The following is a 16,711-nucleotide window of genomic DNA, read 5'->3' on the forward strand; positions in this document are numbered from 1 at the left end:
CGCGCGCGGGATGGACAAGGCACGCCATTGACGGGGGCGCCCATTCGGGTAGAGAAACCGGCAAACGCATTGCAGCAAGGAGATTACGGCTGATGGGCTGGAAAACACTCGACGACATGGACCTGAACGGCAAGCGCGTGCTGGTGCGGGTCGATATCAACGTGCCGATCGTGGACGGGGTGGTGACCGACTCGACCCGCATCCGCCGCCTGATGCCCACCATCCGCGATATCCTTGCCGCCGGGGGCCGCCCCATCCTGCTGGCGCATTTCGGCCGCCCTGGCGGCGAGCGGCGCAAGAACCTGTCGCTGAGCCAGCTGGTGCCAACACTGGAACGCGCCTTTGAAACCAAGGTGCTGTTTGCCGATGATTGCGTCGGCCCCGCCGCCGAAGAGGCCGCCGAGGCCTTGCAGCCCGGCCAAGTGCTGCTTTTGGAGAACACCCGCTTTCACGCCAGCGAAACCAAGAACGATCCCGAACTGGCCGCCGGCATGGCACGGCTGGGCGATATCTATTGCAACGACGCCTTTTCCGCCGCACACCGCGCCCACAGCTCGACCGAGGCAATCGCGCGCCTGCTGCCCTCTTGCGCCGGGCGGCTGATGCAAGCCGAACTTGAGGCGCTGGAAAAGGCATTGGGCAAGCCCGAACGCCCGGTGACGGCAGTCGTGGGCGGGGCCAAGGTCTCGACCAAGCTGGAGTTGCTGGGCAACCTGATCGAAAAGGTCGATTACCTGGTGATCGGTGGCGGCATGGCCAACACCTTCCTGGTGGCAAAGGGGATGCCGGTGGGCAAATCGCTGGCCGAACGCATCATGAAAGATACCGCCGCCGAGATTCTGGCCAAGGCTGAGGCGGCGGGCTGCACCATCGTGCTGCCCAGCGATGTGGTGGTGGCCGAGAAATTCGAAAGCCATGCGCCGCATCAGATCCTGCCCGCCGACCGCTGCCCCGACGAGGGCATGATCCTCGATGCAGGCCCCGACAGCCTGGCGGCGATCAAGGCGATTTTCGAGAAGAGCCGGACCCTGATCTGGAACGGACCGCTGGGCGCATTCGAGCTGGAACCCTTTGACGCGGCAACCAATGCCGCCGCGCTGAAGGCGGCGGCATTGACCCGGGCGGGCAAGCTCATCTCGGTCGCCGGAGGCGGCGATACCGTGGCCGCGCTCAACGCCAGCGGCGCGGCGGGGGATTTCACCTATATCTCGACCGCAGGCGGCGCGTTTCTGGAGTGGATGGAGGGCAAGACCCTGCCCGGTGTCGCCGCCCTGATGCAGGCGGGCTGACTCAATTCACCGCAAGCCCGCGCGCCATTTGCACCCGCGCGCGGGATCCGGCGGGGCGGATGCCACCGCCATCCGGCCCGTCGTCATCCTCGGACAGGATGGCGTTGCGCATGTCGCCCAGATCCGGGCTGTGTAGCCAGCGCAGGCCCGTCGTCATGAAAACCAGTCGAAACATCACGCTCTCTCCATCGGCTGTTCACGTTGCGGACCCATCGCATCCAGCGTACGCAGCAGGCCCTCGTGGCGAGCCAACTCGTCTTTCAACGACAGCTTGCGCCGCTTGAGCATGCGCAGTGTCTGGGCGCAGGGCGCCGGGCGCTTGAGCTCGGTCAGGATACGTTGTTTCAGCTCGGCCCGACGCTCGTTCAGCACCGCCATCCTCAGCTTCAACGAGAAAGCGCGAACTCTGCTTGTCGCGGTCATCTATGGTCTCCTCCGGTTGTGAACGCTGCCGCGACATATCGCGGCCTGTGCCAAAGATGGGGGGCGCTCATCTGGAAAGAACCCAATGCCCGCATAGATTAAGATAGGTTTTGCCTATCAAAGAGAAATCCGTATGCCGCACGACATCACCCTGCGCCAGCTCACCTATTTCTCGACCCTGGTGGCCGCCGGACAATACCGGCGCGCCGCGCGCAGCCTGGGCATCAGCCAGCCTTCACTCAGCCTGCAAATCGCGGCGCTGGAAAAGGCGGTGGGCGCACGGTTGCTGGAGCGGCGGCGCAGTGGTCTGATCCTGACCCCCGAGGGCCGCGACGTATCCGAGATGGTGGCGCGTATCCTGCGCGAGGTCGAGGCGCTGACCCTCTATGCCAGCCCGATGCGGGACAATATGACCGGCACGCTGCGGCTGGGCTCGACCCCGACCATTGGCCCCTATCTGCTGCCACGGGTTCTGCGCCAGTTGCATCGCCAGTATCCCAGGCTGAAACTGGCGATCCGTGACGGCGCCCCCCGTGACCTGGTCGAGGATCTGGCCGCTGGTCGCTATGACCTGATCCTGACCCAGCTCCCCGTCGGGCGCGACGATATCCGCGTGGCGCCGCTGTTTCGCGAACCGCTGGAACTGGCGGTAGATCCTGCGCACCGGCTGGCAGGCGTGCCCCAGGTCCGGCAAACCGATCTGGCGGGCGAAACCATGCTGGGTCTCAGCCCCGGCTATGCGCTGCACGGACAGGTTCAGGGCCTGTGCGAAACCGCCGGGGCCCGGCTCAGCACGGAATTCGAGGGCACCAGCCTGGACGCCTTGCGGCAGATGGTATCGCTGGGCATGGGGATCACCCTGCTGCCCGCGCTCTATGTCGCCTCGGAAGTCCGCGCGACCGGCGCCGATGTCACCACTCGGCCGCTGCGACCCGCGATGCACAGAACCGTCGGGCTGGCCTGGCGCACAGCCACCGGCACCCCGCCCGCGATCGACCGCTTCATCCAGCTGACCCGGCAGGTGATCCACGACGAGATGAGCGGCATCCTGCAACCTGTCAGATGACAAGGAAAAACCCTAAAAACACGTGGAGAAGGGGGATTCACAACGGGATCCGCCTGTGTCATACTAAGGTCACGTGCCCGCCAGAGGCGCGAGCAGAGGCAATCTAGACGGCAGGTATCCCGCGTGTCACGGACAACCAGACCCAGCATCGGCGCGATCGCGTTTTTCGCGGTCTCTTTCGCGCTGGCGATCTATTTCACCTTCGCCGCTGTGCAGGGCGATTTCGGCCTGTTCCGCCGGGTCGAGATTGCCGCGGAGCGCGAGGTGCTGTCGCGCGACCTCGCCAAGGTCGAAGAACAGATCGACCGGATGGAAAACCTGACCCGGCGCCTGTCCGACGATTACCTGGACCTTGACCTGCTGGACGAACAGGCCCGCTCGGTGCTGGGACTTCTGCGCGCCGACGAGATCGTGATCCGCTGAGGCGCAGCGCCCGGATCTTTCGTAGAAAAATCTTCCAGATTCGAAAATCTCCTGCGAAGATTTTCGTGATTCCGGCCCGCCTTGCCGCCGCGTCATATTAGCACTCGTCAGGCGGCAAAAAATGCTTTATTAGATAGTTTAATGCTAAACTATTTCACCGACAGAGGAATGGCGCCGTGACCGCGACGAGAAAGACCTCAAGAAAATCAAATACTTCCGCCGAAGAGCTGAAACACTATTATCGCGAGATGCTGCTGATCCGCCGATTCGAGGAAAAGGCCGGTCAACTCTACGGCATGGGACTGATCGGTGGTTTCTGCCATCTCTATATCGGCCAGGAAGCGGTTGTCGTTGGGCTTGAGGCCGCCGCCGAGGAGGGTGACAAGCGCATCACTTCGTATCGCGATCACGGCCACATGCTGGCTTGTGGCATGGATCCGGGCGGCGTCATGGCCGAACTGACCGGGCGCGAGGGCGGCCTGTCCAAAGGCAAGGGCGGCTCGATGCACATGTTCTCGAAAGAGAAGCATTTCTATGGTGGGCATGGCATCGTCGGCGCCCAGGTGCCGCTGGGCGCGGGCCTGGCCTTTGCCGACAAGTACCAGGAGAACGGGCGCGTCACCTTCACCTATTTCGGCGATGGCGCCGCCAACCAGGGCCAGGTCTATGAGACCTTCAACATGGCCGCCCTGTGGAAACTACCGGTCGTCTTCGTGATCGAGAACAACCAATACGCCATGGGTACCGCCCAGAAACGCTCGACATCCTCGCCCGATATCTACACCCGGGGCGAGGCCTTCGGCATTCCCGGCGAGACCGTTGACGGCATGAACGTGCTCTCGGTCAAGGAAGCCGGCGAAAAGGCCGTGGCCCACTGCCGCGCCGGCAAGGGCCCCTATATCCTTGAGGTCAAGACCTATCGCTATCGCGGCCACTCGATGTCGGACCCGGCCAAGTACCGCACCCGCGAAGAGGTGCAGAAGGTGCGCGAGCAGAGCGACCCGATCGAGATGGTGCGCGAGATGCTGCTGAGCGGCAAGCACGCCACCGAAGATGACCTGAAGGCGATCGACAAGGAGATCAAGGAGATCGTCAACCAGGCCGCCGAATTCTCGAAAGAAAGCCCCGAGCCGTCAGTCGACGAGCTCTGGACAGACATCTACGCCTGAGAGGACCTCACGACATGGCAACCGAAATTCTGATGCCCGCCCTGTCCCCCACCATGGAGGAAGGCACCCTGGCGAAATGGCTGGTCAAGGAGGGCGACACCGTCTCGTCCGGCGATATCCTGGCCGAGATCGAAACCGACAAGGCCACGATGGAGTTCGAAGCCGTCGACGAAGGCATCGTCGGCAAGATCCTGATCGCCGAAGGCACCGAAGGGGTCAAGGTCAACACCCCTATCGCCGTCCTGGTGGAAGAAGGCGAAAGCGTCGATGCGGCGCTGTCGGCCGCACCAGTGGCCGACGCGGGCAACGAGGCGGCCCCCGTAGGGGGCTCCGAGGCGCCCGCAACCCCTGCCCCGGTCGCGGCTCCCGCCGCCCCCAAGGTGGACCTGTCGCCCGACTGGCCGGCGGATGCGCCGATGAAGTCGCAGACCGTGCGCGAGGCGCTGCGCGACGCGATGGCCGAAGAGATGCGCGCTGACGAGGCGGTCTATCTGATGGGCGAAGAGGTGGCCGAATACCAGGGCGCCTACAAGATCAGCCAGGGAATGCTGGACGAGTTCGGCTCCAAGCGGGTCATCGACACGCCGATCACCGAGCACGGGTTTGCCGGGATCGCCGTCGGTTCGGCTTTTGGCGGGCTCAAACCCATCGTCGAATTCATGACCTTCAACTTCGCCATGCAGGCGATCGACCATATCATCAACTCGGCTGCCAAGACGCTCTACATGTCCGGCGGCCAGATGGGCTGTCCGATCGTGTTCCGTGGCCCCAACGGCGCCGCCGCCCGCGTCGCCGCCCAGCACAGCCAGGACTATGCCGCCTGGTACATGCAGATCCCCGGCCTCAAGGTGGCGATGCCCTATTCGGCCGCCGATTACAAAGGCCTGATGAAATCGGCGATCCGCGATCCAAACCCGGTGATCTTCCTGGAAAACGAGATCCTCTATGGCCGCAGCTTCGAGGTGCCGCAGGTCGATGACCTGGTGGTGCCCTTCGGCAAGGCGCGGATCTGGCGCGAGGGCACCGATGTGACCATCGTCAGCTTTGGCATCGGCATGCAATACGCGCTTGAAGCCGCCGAGCGGTTGGCCGGCGACGGCATCAGTGCCGAGGTGATCGACCTGCGCACCCTGCGCCCGATGGACCTGCCCACCGTGATCGCCTCGGTGATGAAGACCAACCGCCTCGTCACTGTCGAGGAAGGCTGGCCGCAAGGTTCCGTCGGCAGCTATATCGCGTCCGAGGTGATGCAGCAGGCCTTCGACTATCTCGACGCGCCGATCATCACCTGCACCGGCAAGGACGTGCCGATGCCCTATGCCGCGAACCTGGAAAAACTGGCGCTGGTCACCACCGACGAGGTGGTCGCAGCCGTCAAACAAGTGACCTATCGGTAAGGAGCGACAGAGATGCCCACCGAAATCCTGATGCCCGCCCTGTCTCCCACCATGGAGGAAGGCACCCTGGCGAAATGGCTGGTCAAGGAAGGCGATACCGTCTCCTCGGGCGACCTGCTGGCCGAGATCGAGACCGACAAGGCCACGATGGAGTTCGAAGCCGTCGACGAAGGCATCGTCGGCAAGATCCTGGTGCCCGAAGGCACCGAAGGGGTCAAGGTGAACACCCCCATCGCGGTGCTGCTGGAAGAGGGCGAAAGTGCGGGCGATATCGCCAGCGCGCCCAAGGCGGCCCCGGCCGCCGCCGCGGGCAACGAGGCCGCCCCTGCGGCGTCCGAGGCGCCCGCAGCAGCCCCCACCGCGGCCCCGGCTGCACCCAAGGGTGCTGATGGTGGCCGCGTCTTCGCCTCGCCATTGGCGCGCCGGATCGCCGCTGACAAGGGGCTTGATCTGTCGCAAGTCGCAGGCTCCGGCCCGCATGGCCGGATCGTCAAGGCAGACGTGGTTGGCGCCACTGCCCCGGCAGCGGCCCCTGCCCCCGCTACTGCGGCCCCTGCCCCCGCAGCCGCAGCTGCCGCTCCTGCCTCAGCAGCCCCCAGCGGACCCAGCGCCGATATGGTTGCCCGCATGTACGAGGGTCGCGAGTACGAAGAGGTCAAGCTCGACGGCATGCGCAAGACCATCGCCGCGCGCCTGTCCGAGGCCAAGCAGACGATTCCGCATTTCTACCTGCGCCGCGATATCAAGCTGGATGCGCTGATGAAGTTCCGCGCCCAGCTGAACAAGCAGCTCGAAGGGCGTGGCGTCAAGCTGAGCGTCAACGACTTCATCATCAAGGCGGTCGCCAACGCGCTGCAACAGGTGCCCGACTGCAACGCGGTCTGGGCCGGTGACCGGGTGCTGAAGCTGAAACCCTCGGACGTGGCCGTTGCCGTCGCCATCGAGGGCGGGCTGTTCACGCCGGTGCTGAAGGACGCCGACATGAAGTCGCTCTCGGCGCTGTCGACCGAGATGAAGGATCTCGCCACCCGCGCCCGCGACCGCAAGCTGGCACCGCAGGAATACCAGGGCGGCAGCTTTGCCATCTCGAACCTGGGCATGTTCGGCATCGACAATTTCGACGCCATCGTGAACCCGCCGCATGCGGGTATCCTGGCGGTCGGTTCCGGGGTCAAGAAACCGGTGGTCGGCGCCGATGGCGAGCTGACCGTGGCCACCGTGATGTCGGTGACCATGTCGGTCGATCACCGGGTGATCGACGGGGCGCTTGGAGCACAGCTGTTGCAGGCGATCGTCGACAACCTGGAAAACCCGATGGTGATGCTGGCCTGAGAGGCCATCATTGTTAAATAGACAAAGCCCCGGCCCCATCGCCGGGGCTTTGATTTTTATACAACCGCTGTTTTCTTATGCACGCAAAGAGCCCTGATCGGCCTGACCAAAAGAACACCGGTACCGCCGAGCCCTGGACATGCTAGAAGGGAGTATCTTTGGGCGATATGAAAGGGTTTAGATATGTCGGAAGGGCATATGGGCCGCTGCCTTTGCGGAAATGTGGCATACAATACGGGCAGCGAACCCCTTTGGGTGACAATTTGCTACTGCCGTTTCTGCCAGCGCGCTACAGGTTCGGACCGAATGATCGAACCCATATTCGAATACGAAAACTTTGCTTTCACCCGAGGCAATCCGGCCGTGTACACACTCCCTTCAGAAGGTAGCGGAAAAGACGTAAACGTTCACTTCTGCTCAAAATGCGGGACCAAGCTTGCTTTGACTTTCGAGCGCTGGCCCAATCGGCTGGGCATCTATATTGGTACGCTTGATGATCCGAGATCGATTTCGACCACGCCCGAGAACAGCAAGCACATTTTTGTCTCTGAAGCACGCAGTGGAACGATCCTTCCGGCTGGCTTCAAGACTTTCGACCGCCATGCCACAGAAAACGATGGAACGTCGATTGAGCCAACTGTGCATACGTCGCCTTATCTAGTGAGGAGTAGAGGCGCTACACCACCCTAAACCCGATGTCTGTTTTGTCCCGCAAAATGTAGACTGAGGCAAGCCAGCCACAGCACAACCGAGAGTGCCATTGACACTCCAAACGGGAGATCTTGCCTTTCTTCCTTCTCGAGATATTCACCTGCATCACAGCCACCGCCAGCACCAAACCAGCGGCGGCGCGCTGATCAGTATTGATATCCGGGGGTCGAGGCCGACAGCGCCTGCTCGGCCTCGTCCATCTCGGCCGCAATATCCTCGAACAGCGGCGTCGACAGGTACCGTTCGCCGGTATCGGGCAGCATCGCCAGCAGAACCGAGCCCTCGGGCGCGGTCTCGGCGACCTTCATCGCCGCCGCCAGGCTGGCGCCGCCCGATATCCCGGTCAGGATGCCCTCCTCGGCCGCCAGGCGTTTGGACCAGGTGATGCTTTCCGGGCCGCTCACCGGCTCCAGCGCGTCGAAATAGCCCTGATCCAGCGCCTCTTGCAGCACCAGCGGGATGAAATCCGGGGTCCAGCCCTGGATCGGATGCGGGTTGAAGGCGGGATGGGTCGCGGCGGGTTCACCCTCGGCATTGCGCTCTTGCGCCACTCCCGACTGCACCAGCGCGGCATTGGCGGGCTCGCTCAGCGTGATCTTCAGATCGGGCCGCGCGGTTTTCAGCACCCGGCCCAACCCGGTGACGGTACCACCGGTGCCATAGCCCAGCACCACATGGTCCAACCGCTCGCCGTCGAAATCGCCCAAGATCTCCTGCGCGGTGGTGGCCTCGTGGATATCGGCATTGTCCTTGGTCTCGAACTGATGCGCCAGGAACCAGCCATTCGCCTCGGCCAGTTCCTTGGCTTTCACCACCATCCCGACCGCCTTGTCTTCCTTGCGGGTCAACACCACCTTGGCGCCCAGCATCCGCATCAGGCGGCGGCGTTCGACCGAAAACCCGTCATGCATGGTGATCACCAGCGGATAGCCCTTGGCGACGCAGACCATGGCCAGCCCGATACCCGTATTGCCGCTGGTCGCCTCGACCACGGTCTGGCCCGGCTGCAATCGGCCCTCGCGTTCGGCGGCCTCGATGATGTTCAGCGCCAGCCGGTCCTTGACCGATCCCGCCGGGTTGAACGCCTCGAATTTCACATACATCGTGACATGTCCCGGCGCGATCCTGTTCAGCCGGATCACCGGCGTATTGCCCACCGTTTCGAGGATCGAGCCATATAGCCGCCCGCGGCCCTTGGTCGTGAAGATCATTTTATGCCCCCAAGTCAAACTGCGAAAAGTCTTACCGTTGCATCAGATACTGCGCCGCGCAGGGCGGTACCACAAGGCGCTCCAACCCAGATAGGACCAACCTCTCTCCATTATGGTCCAAAGCTGGAAGATTCCATTCCCACAACCTGAACATCAAGATTAACAGTCGCAGGTAAGAGGTTAATTCGAAATACTTTCCCATCGGAGCATCAACAGAAAAAGGGGCGCAACGCGCCCCTTTTCACATTCAAGACAAGTGAAGTCCCGGCGACACGCGCCTCAGTCCGACCCGTTCGGGAAACGCTGATCCATGTTGATCGAGGGCTGGTCGCAGCCCGCCTCGCCCACGATCTTGGCCGGGATGCCCGCGACGGTCTTGCAGGGCGGCACCTCGCTCAGCACCACCGAACCGGCAGCGATGCGGCTACAATGGCCGACCTTGATATTGCCCAGCACCTTGGCCCCCGCCCCGATCAGCACGCCATCGCCAATCTTGGGGTGGCGGTCCTCTTCTTCCTTGCCGGTCCCGCCCAGCGTCACCGAATGCAGCATAGAAACGTTATTGCCGACGACCGCGGTTTCTCCGATGACGATGGAATGAGCGTGGTCGATCATGATCCCCTTGCCGATCCGGGCTGCCGGGTGAATGTCGACGCCAAAGATCTCAGACACCCGCATCTGGAAGAAATAGGCCAGGTCATAGCGCTTGCGTGTCCACAACCAATGCGCCACGCGATAGGCCTGCATCGCCTGATACCCCTTGAAGTACAGGATCGGCTGCAACAGCCGGTGGCAGGCCGGGTCACGCTCGTAGACCGCCATCAGGTCGGCGCGGGCGGCCTCGACCAACTCGGGCGCGCTGTCATAGGCATCGTCCACAATCTCACGCAGCACCATCATCGACATCTCGTTCGAGCAGAGCTTGGCCGAAATGCGATAGGACAGCGCCCGGTCGAGATTCTTGTGGTGCAGGATACAGGCATGCACCAGCCCACCCATCAGGGGCTCTCTGTCCACGGCCTCCTGGGCTTCGGCGGTGATCCGATCCCAGACCGGGTCCACGGGGGCAAGTTTCTTGCGCGTTTCCATCATGGCCTGTCATCCTTCTTTGCGACTAATCTAGTCAGTTAGGATCGATTTGACCAACCTCAATACGTGATGGGCGTGGTGACGGAAATGAATGAGACCCAGCTTGCCCGTTTCCGGGCGCTGATTCAGGAGCGCTTGCAGGAACTGGGCGACAGCAGTGCGGTGGGGCAATCGGCGCGGGCGGTGGTCGAGTTGGATCAACAGTCGGTGGGCCGCCTCAGCCGGATGGACGAGCTTCAGAATCAGGCCATTGCCAAGGCGCAGCAGGCAAGGCGCGAGGTCGAGGCCCGCCGCCTGAGGCTGGCGCTCGACCGGATTTCGGTCAGAGAATACGGCTATTGCGACGGTTGTGGCGACGATCTGCCAGAGGAGCGGCTGACCCTCGATCCCGCCGCCACTCTTTGTGTCAGTTGCGCGCGCGGCTGACCTGACGGTCAATCAGCGCGCTCAGCACGATCTCGAAGCACCGGCAATAGCCCGGATCGTCGAACCCGGGCTCATTCGCCAACACCCGCTTGCGCGCCGCAGACATCAAAGAACCATTGCCAAACAGCGGATGGATCCGCCCGGTCGCACGGACATGGGCATCGGCCATCTCCGCCTCGGACAGCATCCGACGGCAGAGCGACCGACGTGTACCGGCGGGAGCGTGCAGCAAGGCCCGCGCCGCCGCGCTGACATCGCCATGCAGAACCGGACGCATCGCTCAGGTCTCGACAGTCAAGCTACGGAACAGACCCGGACCGAACCGGGTCGAAATCTGCGCCACCGACAAATCGAAGGGCCGCGCCACCGCATCCGCCACCTGCGCCGCCGCGCCATAGGTCCAAGCTGCTGACGACACGGTTTCTTCTCGCAGCACGCCACCATCCTTGATCACCCGGACCAGATAGCTTTCGCTTTCTTCGCCCAGGGGCACCTCGGGCAGGCTCCAGTCGTCGCCGTCGATCCGGGTGCGCCGCACCCATGAGAGCTGAATGTCGGCACCGTTCTCGACCGCGCGCAGATGGGCCGGGGCATAGGGTCGAAACCCGATGCCGTCAAACGCCTCGACCCGGTGCACATAGGATGGATCGTCATAACTCCGACGAGACGGGCCGATCCGGTAGTGCCGCGCGATCCGCCGTTCCGAACTGGCCAGGTCAAGCTGTACCACGCGCGGGTCGATCAGCACGAATTGCGAGCCCGCCGGCCAGACGTCGGGCATCAAGGCATCGCTGCCCAACTGTCCCCTCAGCCGGTTGCGCAGCAGATAGGTATCGGGCGCGATCAACTCGGCATCGCGGAACTGGAACAGCTCCCAATTGCCGGTCGAGCCGTCCCCGATCGCCGCCAGATTCTCTCCACTCAGAATGGCCTCGCGCGGGCGCGATTCCAGCTCTCCGGCGACAAGCTTTACCTGGACCGCGTTGCCACGATCCCACAGCCCTGGGCGGGCACGCGCCAGCGGCGTTTCGGTTACCCCGATCACCGCCCGCGCAGCTACGATCTTGTCCAGCCTATAGGCCTCGTCACTTGCCGAGGAATAGATCGCCACCGAGCCCGGCCATGGCTGCGCGGTGATCGCCACATGCGGCGCATGCGGCACCTCGTCCCCGGTCATCAACGGCAGGTCCATCAGCATGGGCAGAACCGGAACCGGCGGCACGAATTCCTGCACCACCGGGCGGTCATCTGCCATATCCGAGGTGAGATACACATTCGGCTCAATCCGCACCGCCTCGATCAGCTGCATATGAGCCTGCTCGACCCGGTCGATACGGTAAAGCCCGCCGATCTCGTCCCCGGCCTCAGGCAGACGAATGACATCACCCGCGCCCAGCGCCAGCCGCGAGGGCGGCAACGCAAAACGGATCATATCGCGACCCAGACGGGCTTCGGCCAGCCAGCGTTCGACCGTCTGTCGCCCCTCGGCACGGGTAAGTGCCAGTGGCATCTCGTTCGAGGACACCGCATGCGTGGCATCATCGGGCAGAACCGCCTCTTCGGCCACCACATCATGGTTGGCATCCGCCTGGACAAAGCGCAGCCTAACCCGCCCGCTCAACTCCAGATCAGACTCGCGCCGATGTTCCAGCGCGCCATCGATCTCTTCGTGAACGGCTAGCAAAGCACGGTCCAGCTCCACGGGACTGCCGCCATCGCGCAGGCGAAAGACCAGCTTGCCATCGCGTTCGATCGCATCGAACCCGTATCGCAGCATCAGCGGTTGCAGCGCTGATCGGGCATCGCTGACCTGATCGACAGTATAGCCCCGCACGATGCCCCACAGCGCTCCCAGATCCACGGCCTGCACCTTGGCGCGGGCACAAATCTCGCGCACGACCGATGCCAATGTCCGGTTGCCCGAGCGTCCGTTCAGCCAGTGACCGCGCGCGTAGTTTTCCCCATCGGCCCAGAGTTCCCGATTGTTGGGAAAGGCCGGATAAGGCCGCACATCCCAGGCCCAGACATAGGCGTTGGCCATGTCGATCATCGGCGCCTGATACTCGACCGAGACCGGATTGTTCCCCGGATCGTTCCAATACCCCAGAACCGCGTTCAGATAGGCCAGCTGCATCAGGTCGTCGCGCGCGCCATTCGAGTATTTCGGCAGGCTCGATTCCGAGGATTTCGGATCGAGGAACTTGTTGGGCTGATTGGTGCCCTTGTCCACAGCCGCGCAGCCAAGCTCGGTAAACCAGATCGGTTTCGATTGCGGCACCCAATCGGTGGGCAAAGCCTGACGGTTGCCCCCGATCCGCTCGTGATGGGGGTTGGCCCACCAGTTGCGGATATCCTTGTAACGCCAGATCCAGGCCTCACCATGGGCATCATCCGTGATCGGCGTGCGAATCTGCGCCGCCTCCGCCTCGGGCGAATGGTAATACCAGTGATAGCCCTCGCCGCCCTCGACATTGGCGCGCAGATAGTCCTGCTCATAGATGTGGCGGGTTCCGGCCCGGGCATCGGCATGGTCTTCGCCATCGCGCCAATCGGATAGCGGCATGTAGTTGTCGATACCGACAAAGTCGATCTCGGGATCGGCCCAAAGCGGATCGAGATGGAAATAGCGGTCCCCGCTGCCATCCTGCGGCTGATAGCCGAAATACTCGCTCCAGTCGGCGGCATAGCCCAGCTTGGTTTCCGGCCCCAGAATGGTCCGTACATCTGCCGCCAGAGCGCGCAAGGCCTGAACGGCCGGAAACCCGGCGGCGCCCCGGATCTGGGTCAGGCCGCGCATCTCGGAACTGATGCAAAAGGCCGACACCCCGCCCGCCGCCTTGCACAACGCCGCATAGTGCAGGATGAACCGACGCAGCCCCCAATCTTCGCCACCGGTATAGGTCACCACCCCGTCGCCGATCACGAAATCCGTGGCCGAGGCCGCGCCAAAGAACGCCGCCACTTCGGCATCCGCTGCCGCGGTACCGTCCGGAGTGCCGGGCTGGGTCGGCGCAAGGCTCAACGTGATCCGCCCCCGCCAGGGCAGATGCGGCTGCCCCTCCTCGCCCGTCCAAGGGTTGGTCAGCATATTGCCCGCCAGCTGATCCATCAGGATGAACGGATAGAACATCACCCGCTGCCCAGCATCGTTCATGTGCCGGATCGCCTCGACCACCGCCGCGTCCGCCGGCGTACCGCCATAGATCGGGCGGTCTTCGATCCGCGCAATCTCATCCACCGTGGTCCGTGTCAGGCCCGAAACCCGCCAGGACATGTTGCTGCCGTCGATATTCTTGCGCTCGACCTTGGGCCGGATCTCGCAATTGCCACAGCGCAGATCGCCACCGAACCAGGAGACCACCAGCGAGGCCGCGCCCACTTCGGGCAACTCCTCGCCCAGCGCCTCCAGCGAGGTCAGGAAATCGGTCTGCCCGGATGGAGAGTTGCTGTTGGCCGCCCAGAAACTGCCCGGCCCGTTGGAATAGTTCACCTGGGTGGTGGCCAGCGCATATTCACCGGTTCCCGGAATCAGCGCCACGCCCTTGACCAGCCCCGCCAGCCCCAACTCGGCAGGATCGGCATCGGGCTGGTCGCCTCGCACCACCTCGAACGAGAATTGCGGCACCCGGTTGCCGAACCGGTCCAAGTCCAGATCCTCGAACACCACATAGGCGGTACCGCGATAGGCAGGCACCAGACCCGCGCCCTCGACCGCTTCCATCACCGGGTCAGGCAGTTGAGCCGCAGTGCCGCGATAGACGCGCATGTTCAACTCGTCCGGCGCGATCTCGTCCCCATCCGCCCAGACGCGGCGCACTCCGGCAATCTCGCCCTCGCAGAGCGCAACCGCCAGCGACACCGAATAGCTGTACTGCGTGGTTCTCGGTTGCGGGCGCGAGCCCTTGCCCCCGCCACTCGTCGTCGTGGTCTCGACGAAATCCGAGGCCCATATCACCTGACCGCCCACCCGCATCCGGCCATAGACCTGCGCGATGGCATGCCCCTCGCCGGAATTGGTCAGCCGGAACCGGTCGACCTTGCCGGTTTCCACCGCCTCGGCGCCCGCTCCCAGCAACCGCTGATCCAGAACCCGGCCCACGGTCGCGCCTACGGCTCGCCCCAGCACCGCGGAAGACAGCCCCGCAACGGCGCCGCCGACAGAGCCACCAATCGCCGCACCCGCAGCGGAAAGAAGTATCGTCGCCATCAAGTCACCTCCTGAGGAAATTCGAACCGGGACACCACACGCCGCAGCCACGGCGCGCTCAGGGGGCTCTCGACCACGCCATGCCCGGAATAGGCGTGGATGAACCGGGGACAGGCTCCCGCCTCGGACACAATGCCCAAGTGTTTGGCGACGCTCGTCCCACGCATCCGGAACAGCAGCACTTCGCCCAGTGCAACCGGTCCCGGCGCAGATTCGATCAGATGCCGACGCGCCGCCTGCCACAAGCGTTCCTCGCCCTGCGGCTCGGACCAGTCCATCGAATAGGCCGGCACAGATTCAGGCTCGCACCCGTAAAGCCCGCGCCAGACGCCCCGGATCAGCCCCAGGCAGTCGCTGCCTGCCCCCGGGGTCGAGGCCTGGTGCCGATAGGGCGTGCCAAGCCATTTGCGGGCAATGGCAACCGCGTCACAGCCACGCCCGGTCATCTCAGGCTCCCGCCACTATTGGCCCCGGTCCGCTTGGGGCTGGCCATGACCCAATCCTCGCGCGGCAAATCTGGAAAGCCCTGAAAATTCAGCAGATTGTTGAACTTCAGGCGGCAGGTTTCCATTCGCTTGTCGCAGCCCGGCGTCAGCCGCAGCCCGTCGCCCGGGCGCAGCACGGCCCGGATCGGCTCCCACAGCTTGATCTCGCGACCCGCTGCCGTCACCTTGTCCGACTTGATGAGTGCCCAAAGCCCCTTGCCCAAGCCGCTGGTGACGTCCAGCCGCCCCCGCTGGAACCACCCCGGTTCGAACCCGGACAGATCGGCCCAGCGAAACACCCGACCCTCGTCGACCTGCTCCACCGTGATCTCTGCCCGGTATCCGGGCTGATCCAGGTCGAACCGGCAGGTGCCATCACCCAGAACCGCCGTACAAGGTTTCTGAAACACTCGGCCCAGCGGCTGGTTCAGCGCATCGGTCAACCCGCGCAACTCTGCCTGAAACGCACCGCCGCCACGCCGCAACTCACCGATCGAGCCGCGAAACTGCAACCAGCGCTGCTCCGGTTCAACCCAGTTGACCAGCCAGGACAGCACCTCGGCGCCGTCGAAACGACCCGCCTCGATATCCTCCTCGCGCACCGCCGCATCGCTGAGCGCGCCCAGCGCCTCGGAGTTGTCCACCGACAGGCCGGTGCTCTGCTCCAGCGCCGCCGCCGTCAGACCGCTATCGGCCTTGAAGGTGAACCCGTCGAACTCCAGCATGCAGTCGTGATCGGTGAACCCGAACCGCACCCCGTCCTTGCGCAGAATGGCCCAGCACCGGCACAGCGTGGTCACCCCGCTGGCCAGATGCGCCTGCATCGCCTCGCTCGGCCCGCCCATCACACACGCACCTCGACCACCGGTACATTGGGCACGTCGCCCGCGCGGAAACTGGCCACGCTGGTCTGGATCCGGTCGGTGTCAAAGCGCACCGGCACATCGAACTCAAACCCTGCCGTGATCTCGACGCCGACCGGCGGCGGTGCCTCGAAGTGGATCAGACCCGTGGTCACATCCACGTGGTAGTCCACCGCCTCTTTCATCTCGTCCTGATCCAGACCGATCCGGACCGTGCCCAGAACCGGCTTCTTGATCGGGCGCGCATAGCTGTTGGTGCCGGACCGATAGGCCTTGACCAGCTGAAACTCTGTCTCGGCCCCGTCTCCGAGGGCGATCACCTGATCGTCATAGCGCGGCTCGGCCGAGGCGCGGCTCGACTTGAAGTCGGACCAGTCCTTCCACCGAAACCCGTAAACCTGCCCCTGACGCGCCTCGAAGAACGCGATCAGCGTCTCGATATCGTCCAGCGAGCGCATGCCCACGCCCGCGTCATAGCGTCGGCGCGCGTGCGCCCAGGGAGAGTTGCGCTCCTCGAACCCGTTCACCAGCGTCACGATGTCGGTGCGCCGCTCGGGCCCCCCGATCGAGCCAAAGCTCAGATTGGCGGGAAATCTCACCTCGTGGAAATTCATGATCCG

Annotated in this window: 17 protein-coding genes; 8 read left to right on the forward strand and 9 right to left on the reverse strand. The window is 63.8% G+C overall.

Annotation, left to right across the window (positions count from 1 at the left end; genetic code table 11):
• Positions 1-92 precede the first annotated feature (92 nt).
• The gene (locus AC2FNA_RS10165; protein WP_496826169.1) at positions 93-1,289 is read left to right on the forward strand and encodes a phosphoglycerate kinase; all 1,197 of its coding nucleotides are present in this window, start codon (positions 93-95) and stop codon (positions 1,287-1,289) included.
• Between the two features lies 1 nt (position 1,290).
• On the opposite strand, the gene AC2FNA_RS10170 is transcribed toward AC2FNA_RS10165, so the two are convergent.
• Positions 1,291-1,464: a hypothetical protein gene (locus tag AC2FNA_RS10170; RefSeq protein ID WP_496826171.1), complete on the reverse strand. Its 174-nt coding sequence runs from the start codon at positions 1,462-1,464 to the stop codon at positions 1,291-1,293.
• The gene (locus AC2FNA_RS10175) at positions 1,464-1,712 is read right to left on the reverse strand and encodes a DUF465 domain-containing protein (protein WP_496826173.1); all 249 of its coding nucleotides are present in this window, start codon (positions 1,710-1,712) and stop codon (positions 1,464-1,466) included. Before AC2FNA_RS10175 ends, AC2FNA_RS10170 begins: the two co-directional genes overlap by 1 nt.
• A 133-nt stretch (positions 1,713-1,845) precedes the next feature.
• On the opposite strand from AC2FNA_RS10175, the gene AC2FNA_RS10180 reads away from it, so the two are divergent.
• The 6 genes from AC2FNA_RS10180 to AC2FNA_RS10205 all read left to right on the forward strand — a co-directional run bounded on the left by AC2FNA_RS10180 (position 1,846) and on the right by AC2FNA_RS10205 (position 7,789).
• A complete protein-coding gene (locus AC2FNA_RS10180) occupies positions 1,846-2,778 on the forward strand; it encodes a hydrogen peroxide-inducible genes activator (RefSeq protein WP_496826175.1) in 933 nt (310 codons plus the stop codon).
• 123 nt (positions 2,779-2,901) lie between these two features.
• Positions 2,902-3,201 (forward strand): FtsB family cell division protein, encoded by a 300-nt coding sequence (locus tag AC2FNA_RS10185; protein WP_234136965.1) that lies wholly within the window; start codon positions 2,902-2,904, stop codon positions 3,199-3,201.
• 176 nt (positions 3,202-3,377) lie between these two features.
• The gene (pdhA, locus tag AC2FNA_RS10190; protein ID WP_496826177.1) at positions 3,378-4,370 is read left to right on the forward strand and encodes a pyruvate dehydrogenase (acetyl-transferring) E1 component subunit alpha; all 993 of its coding nucleotides are present in this window, start codon (positions 3,378-3,380) and stop codon (positions 4,368-4,370) included.
• A 14-nt stretch (positions 4,371-4,384) separates the two neighbouring features.
• Entirely contained in the window at positions 4,385-5,767 is a 1,383-nt protein-coding gene (locus AC2FNA_RS10195; protein ID WP_496826179.1) for a pyruvate dehydrogenase complex E1 component subunit beta, read from the forward strand.
• Positions 5,768-5,779: 12 nt separating this feature from the next.
• Positions 5,780-7,099, forward strand: a complete 1,320-nt coding sequence (locus AC2FNA_RS10200; protein ID WP_496826181.1) for a pyruvate dehydrogenase complex dihydrolipoamide acetyltransferase — start codon at positions 5,780-5,782, stop codon at positions 7,097-7,099.
• 198 nt (positions 7,100-7,297) lie between these two features.
• Entirely contained in the window at positions 7,298-7,789 is a 492-nt protein-coding gene (locus AC2FNA_RS10205; RefSeq protein ID WP_496826386.1) for a GFA family protein, read from the forward strand.
• A 167-nt stretch (positions 7,790-7,956) separates the two neighbouring features.
• Here AC2FNA_RS10205 and AC2FNA_RS10210 read toward each other — a convergent pair whose 3' ends face one another.
• Both AC2FNA_RS10210 and cysE read right to left on the reverse strand, forming a co-directional pair.
• The gene (locus tag AC2FNA_RS10210) at positions 7,957-9,021 is read right to left on the reverse strand and encodes a PLP-dependent cysteine synthase family protein (protein ID WP_496826183.1); all 1,065 of its coding nucleotides are present in this window, start codon (positions 9,019-9,021) and stop codon (positions 7,957-7,959) included.
• Between the two features lie 279 nt (positions 9,022-9,300).
• On the reverse strand, positions 9,301-10,113 hold the full coding sequence (gene cysE, locus AC2FNA_RS10215) for a serine O-acetyltransferase (RefSeq protein WP_496826185.1): 813 nt from the start codon (positions 10,111-10,113) through the stop codon (positions 9,301-9,303).
• Positions 10,114-10,179: 66 nt separating this feature from the next.
• Here cysE and AC2FNA_RS10220 point away from each other — a divergent pair, with 66 nt between their 5' ends.
• On the forward strand, positions 10,180-10,536 hold the full coding sequence (locus AC2FNA_RS10220) for a TraR/DksA family transcriptional regulator (RefSeq protein WP_496826187.1): 357 nt from the start codon (positions 10,180-10,182) through the stop codon (positions 10,534-10,536).
• Here the strand turns inward: AC2FNA_RS10220 and AC2FNA_RS10225 are convergent.
• From AC2FNA_RS10225 to AC2FNA_RS10245, 5 genes are read right to left on the reverse strand one after another with little or no spacing between them, the layout of a single operon-like run.
• On the reverse strand, positions 10,517-10,813 hold the full coding sequence (locus tag AC2FNA_RS10225) for a DUF7742 family protein (protein WP_496826189.1): 297 nt from the start codon (positions 10,811-10,813) through the stop codon (positions 10,517-10,519). The two genes, AC2FNA_RS10220 and AC2FNA_RS10225, sit on opposite strands and share 20 nt — an antisense overlap.
• Before the next feature lie 3 nt (positions 10,814-10,816).
• Positions 10,817-14,743 carry a baseplate multidomain protein megatron gene (locus tag AC2FNA_RS10230; RefSeq protein WP_496826190.1) on the reverse strand — a complete coding sequence of 1,309 codons (3,927 nt, stop codon included), beginning with the start codon at positions 14,741-14,743 and terminating at the stop codon, positions 10,817-10,819.
• Entirely contained in the window at positions 14,743-15,189 is a 447-nt protein-coding gene (locus tag AC2FNA_RS10235) for a C40 family peptidase (protein ID WP_496826192.1), read from the reverse strand. The genes AC2FNA_RS10230 and AC2FNA_RS10235 overlap by 1 nt, the downstream gene beginning before the upstream one ends.
• Complete coding sequence (locus AC2FNA_RS10240) at positions 15,186-16,073, reverse strand: phage/gene transfer agent baseplate hub protein (protein ID WP_496826194.1); 888 nt, start codon at positions 16,071-16,073, stop codon at positions 15,186-15,188. The genes AC2FNA_RS10235 and AC2FNA_RS10240 overlap by 4 nt, the downstream gene beginning before the upstream one ends.
• A complete protein-coding gene (locus AC2FNA_RS10245) occupies positions 16,073-16,705 on the reverse strand; it encodes a phage distal tail protein, Rcc01695 family (protein ID WP_496826196.1) in 633 nt (210 codons plus the stop codon). Before AC2FNA_RS10245 ends, AC2FNA_RS10240 begins: the two co-directional genes overlap by 1 nt.
• Positions 16,706-16,711: the final 6 nt, after the last annotated feature.

The sequence above is a fragment of the Ruegeria sp. YKSD163 genome (assembly GCF_059612905.1).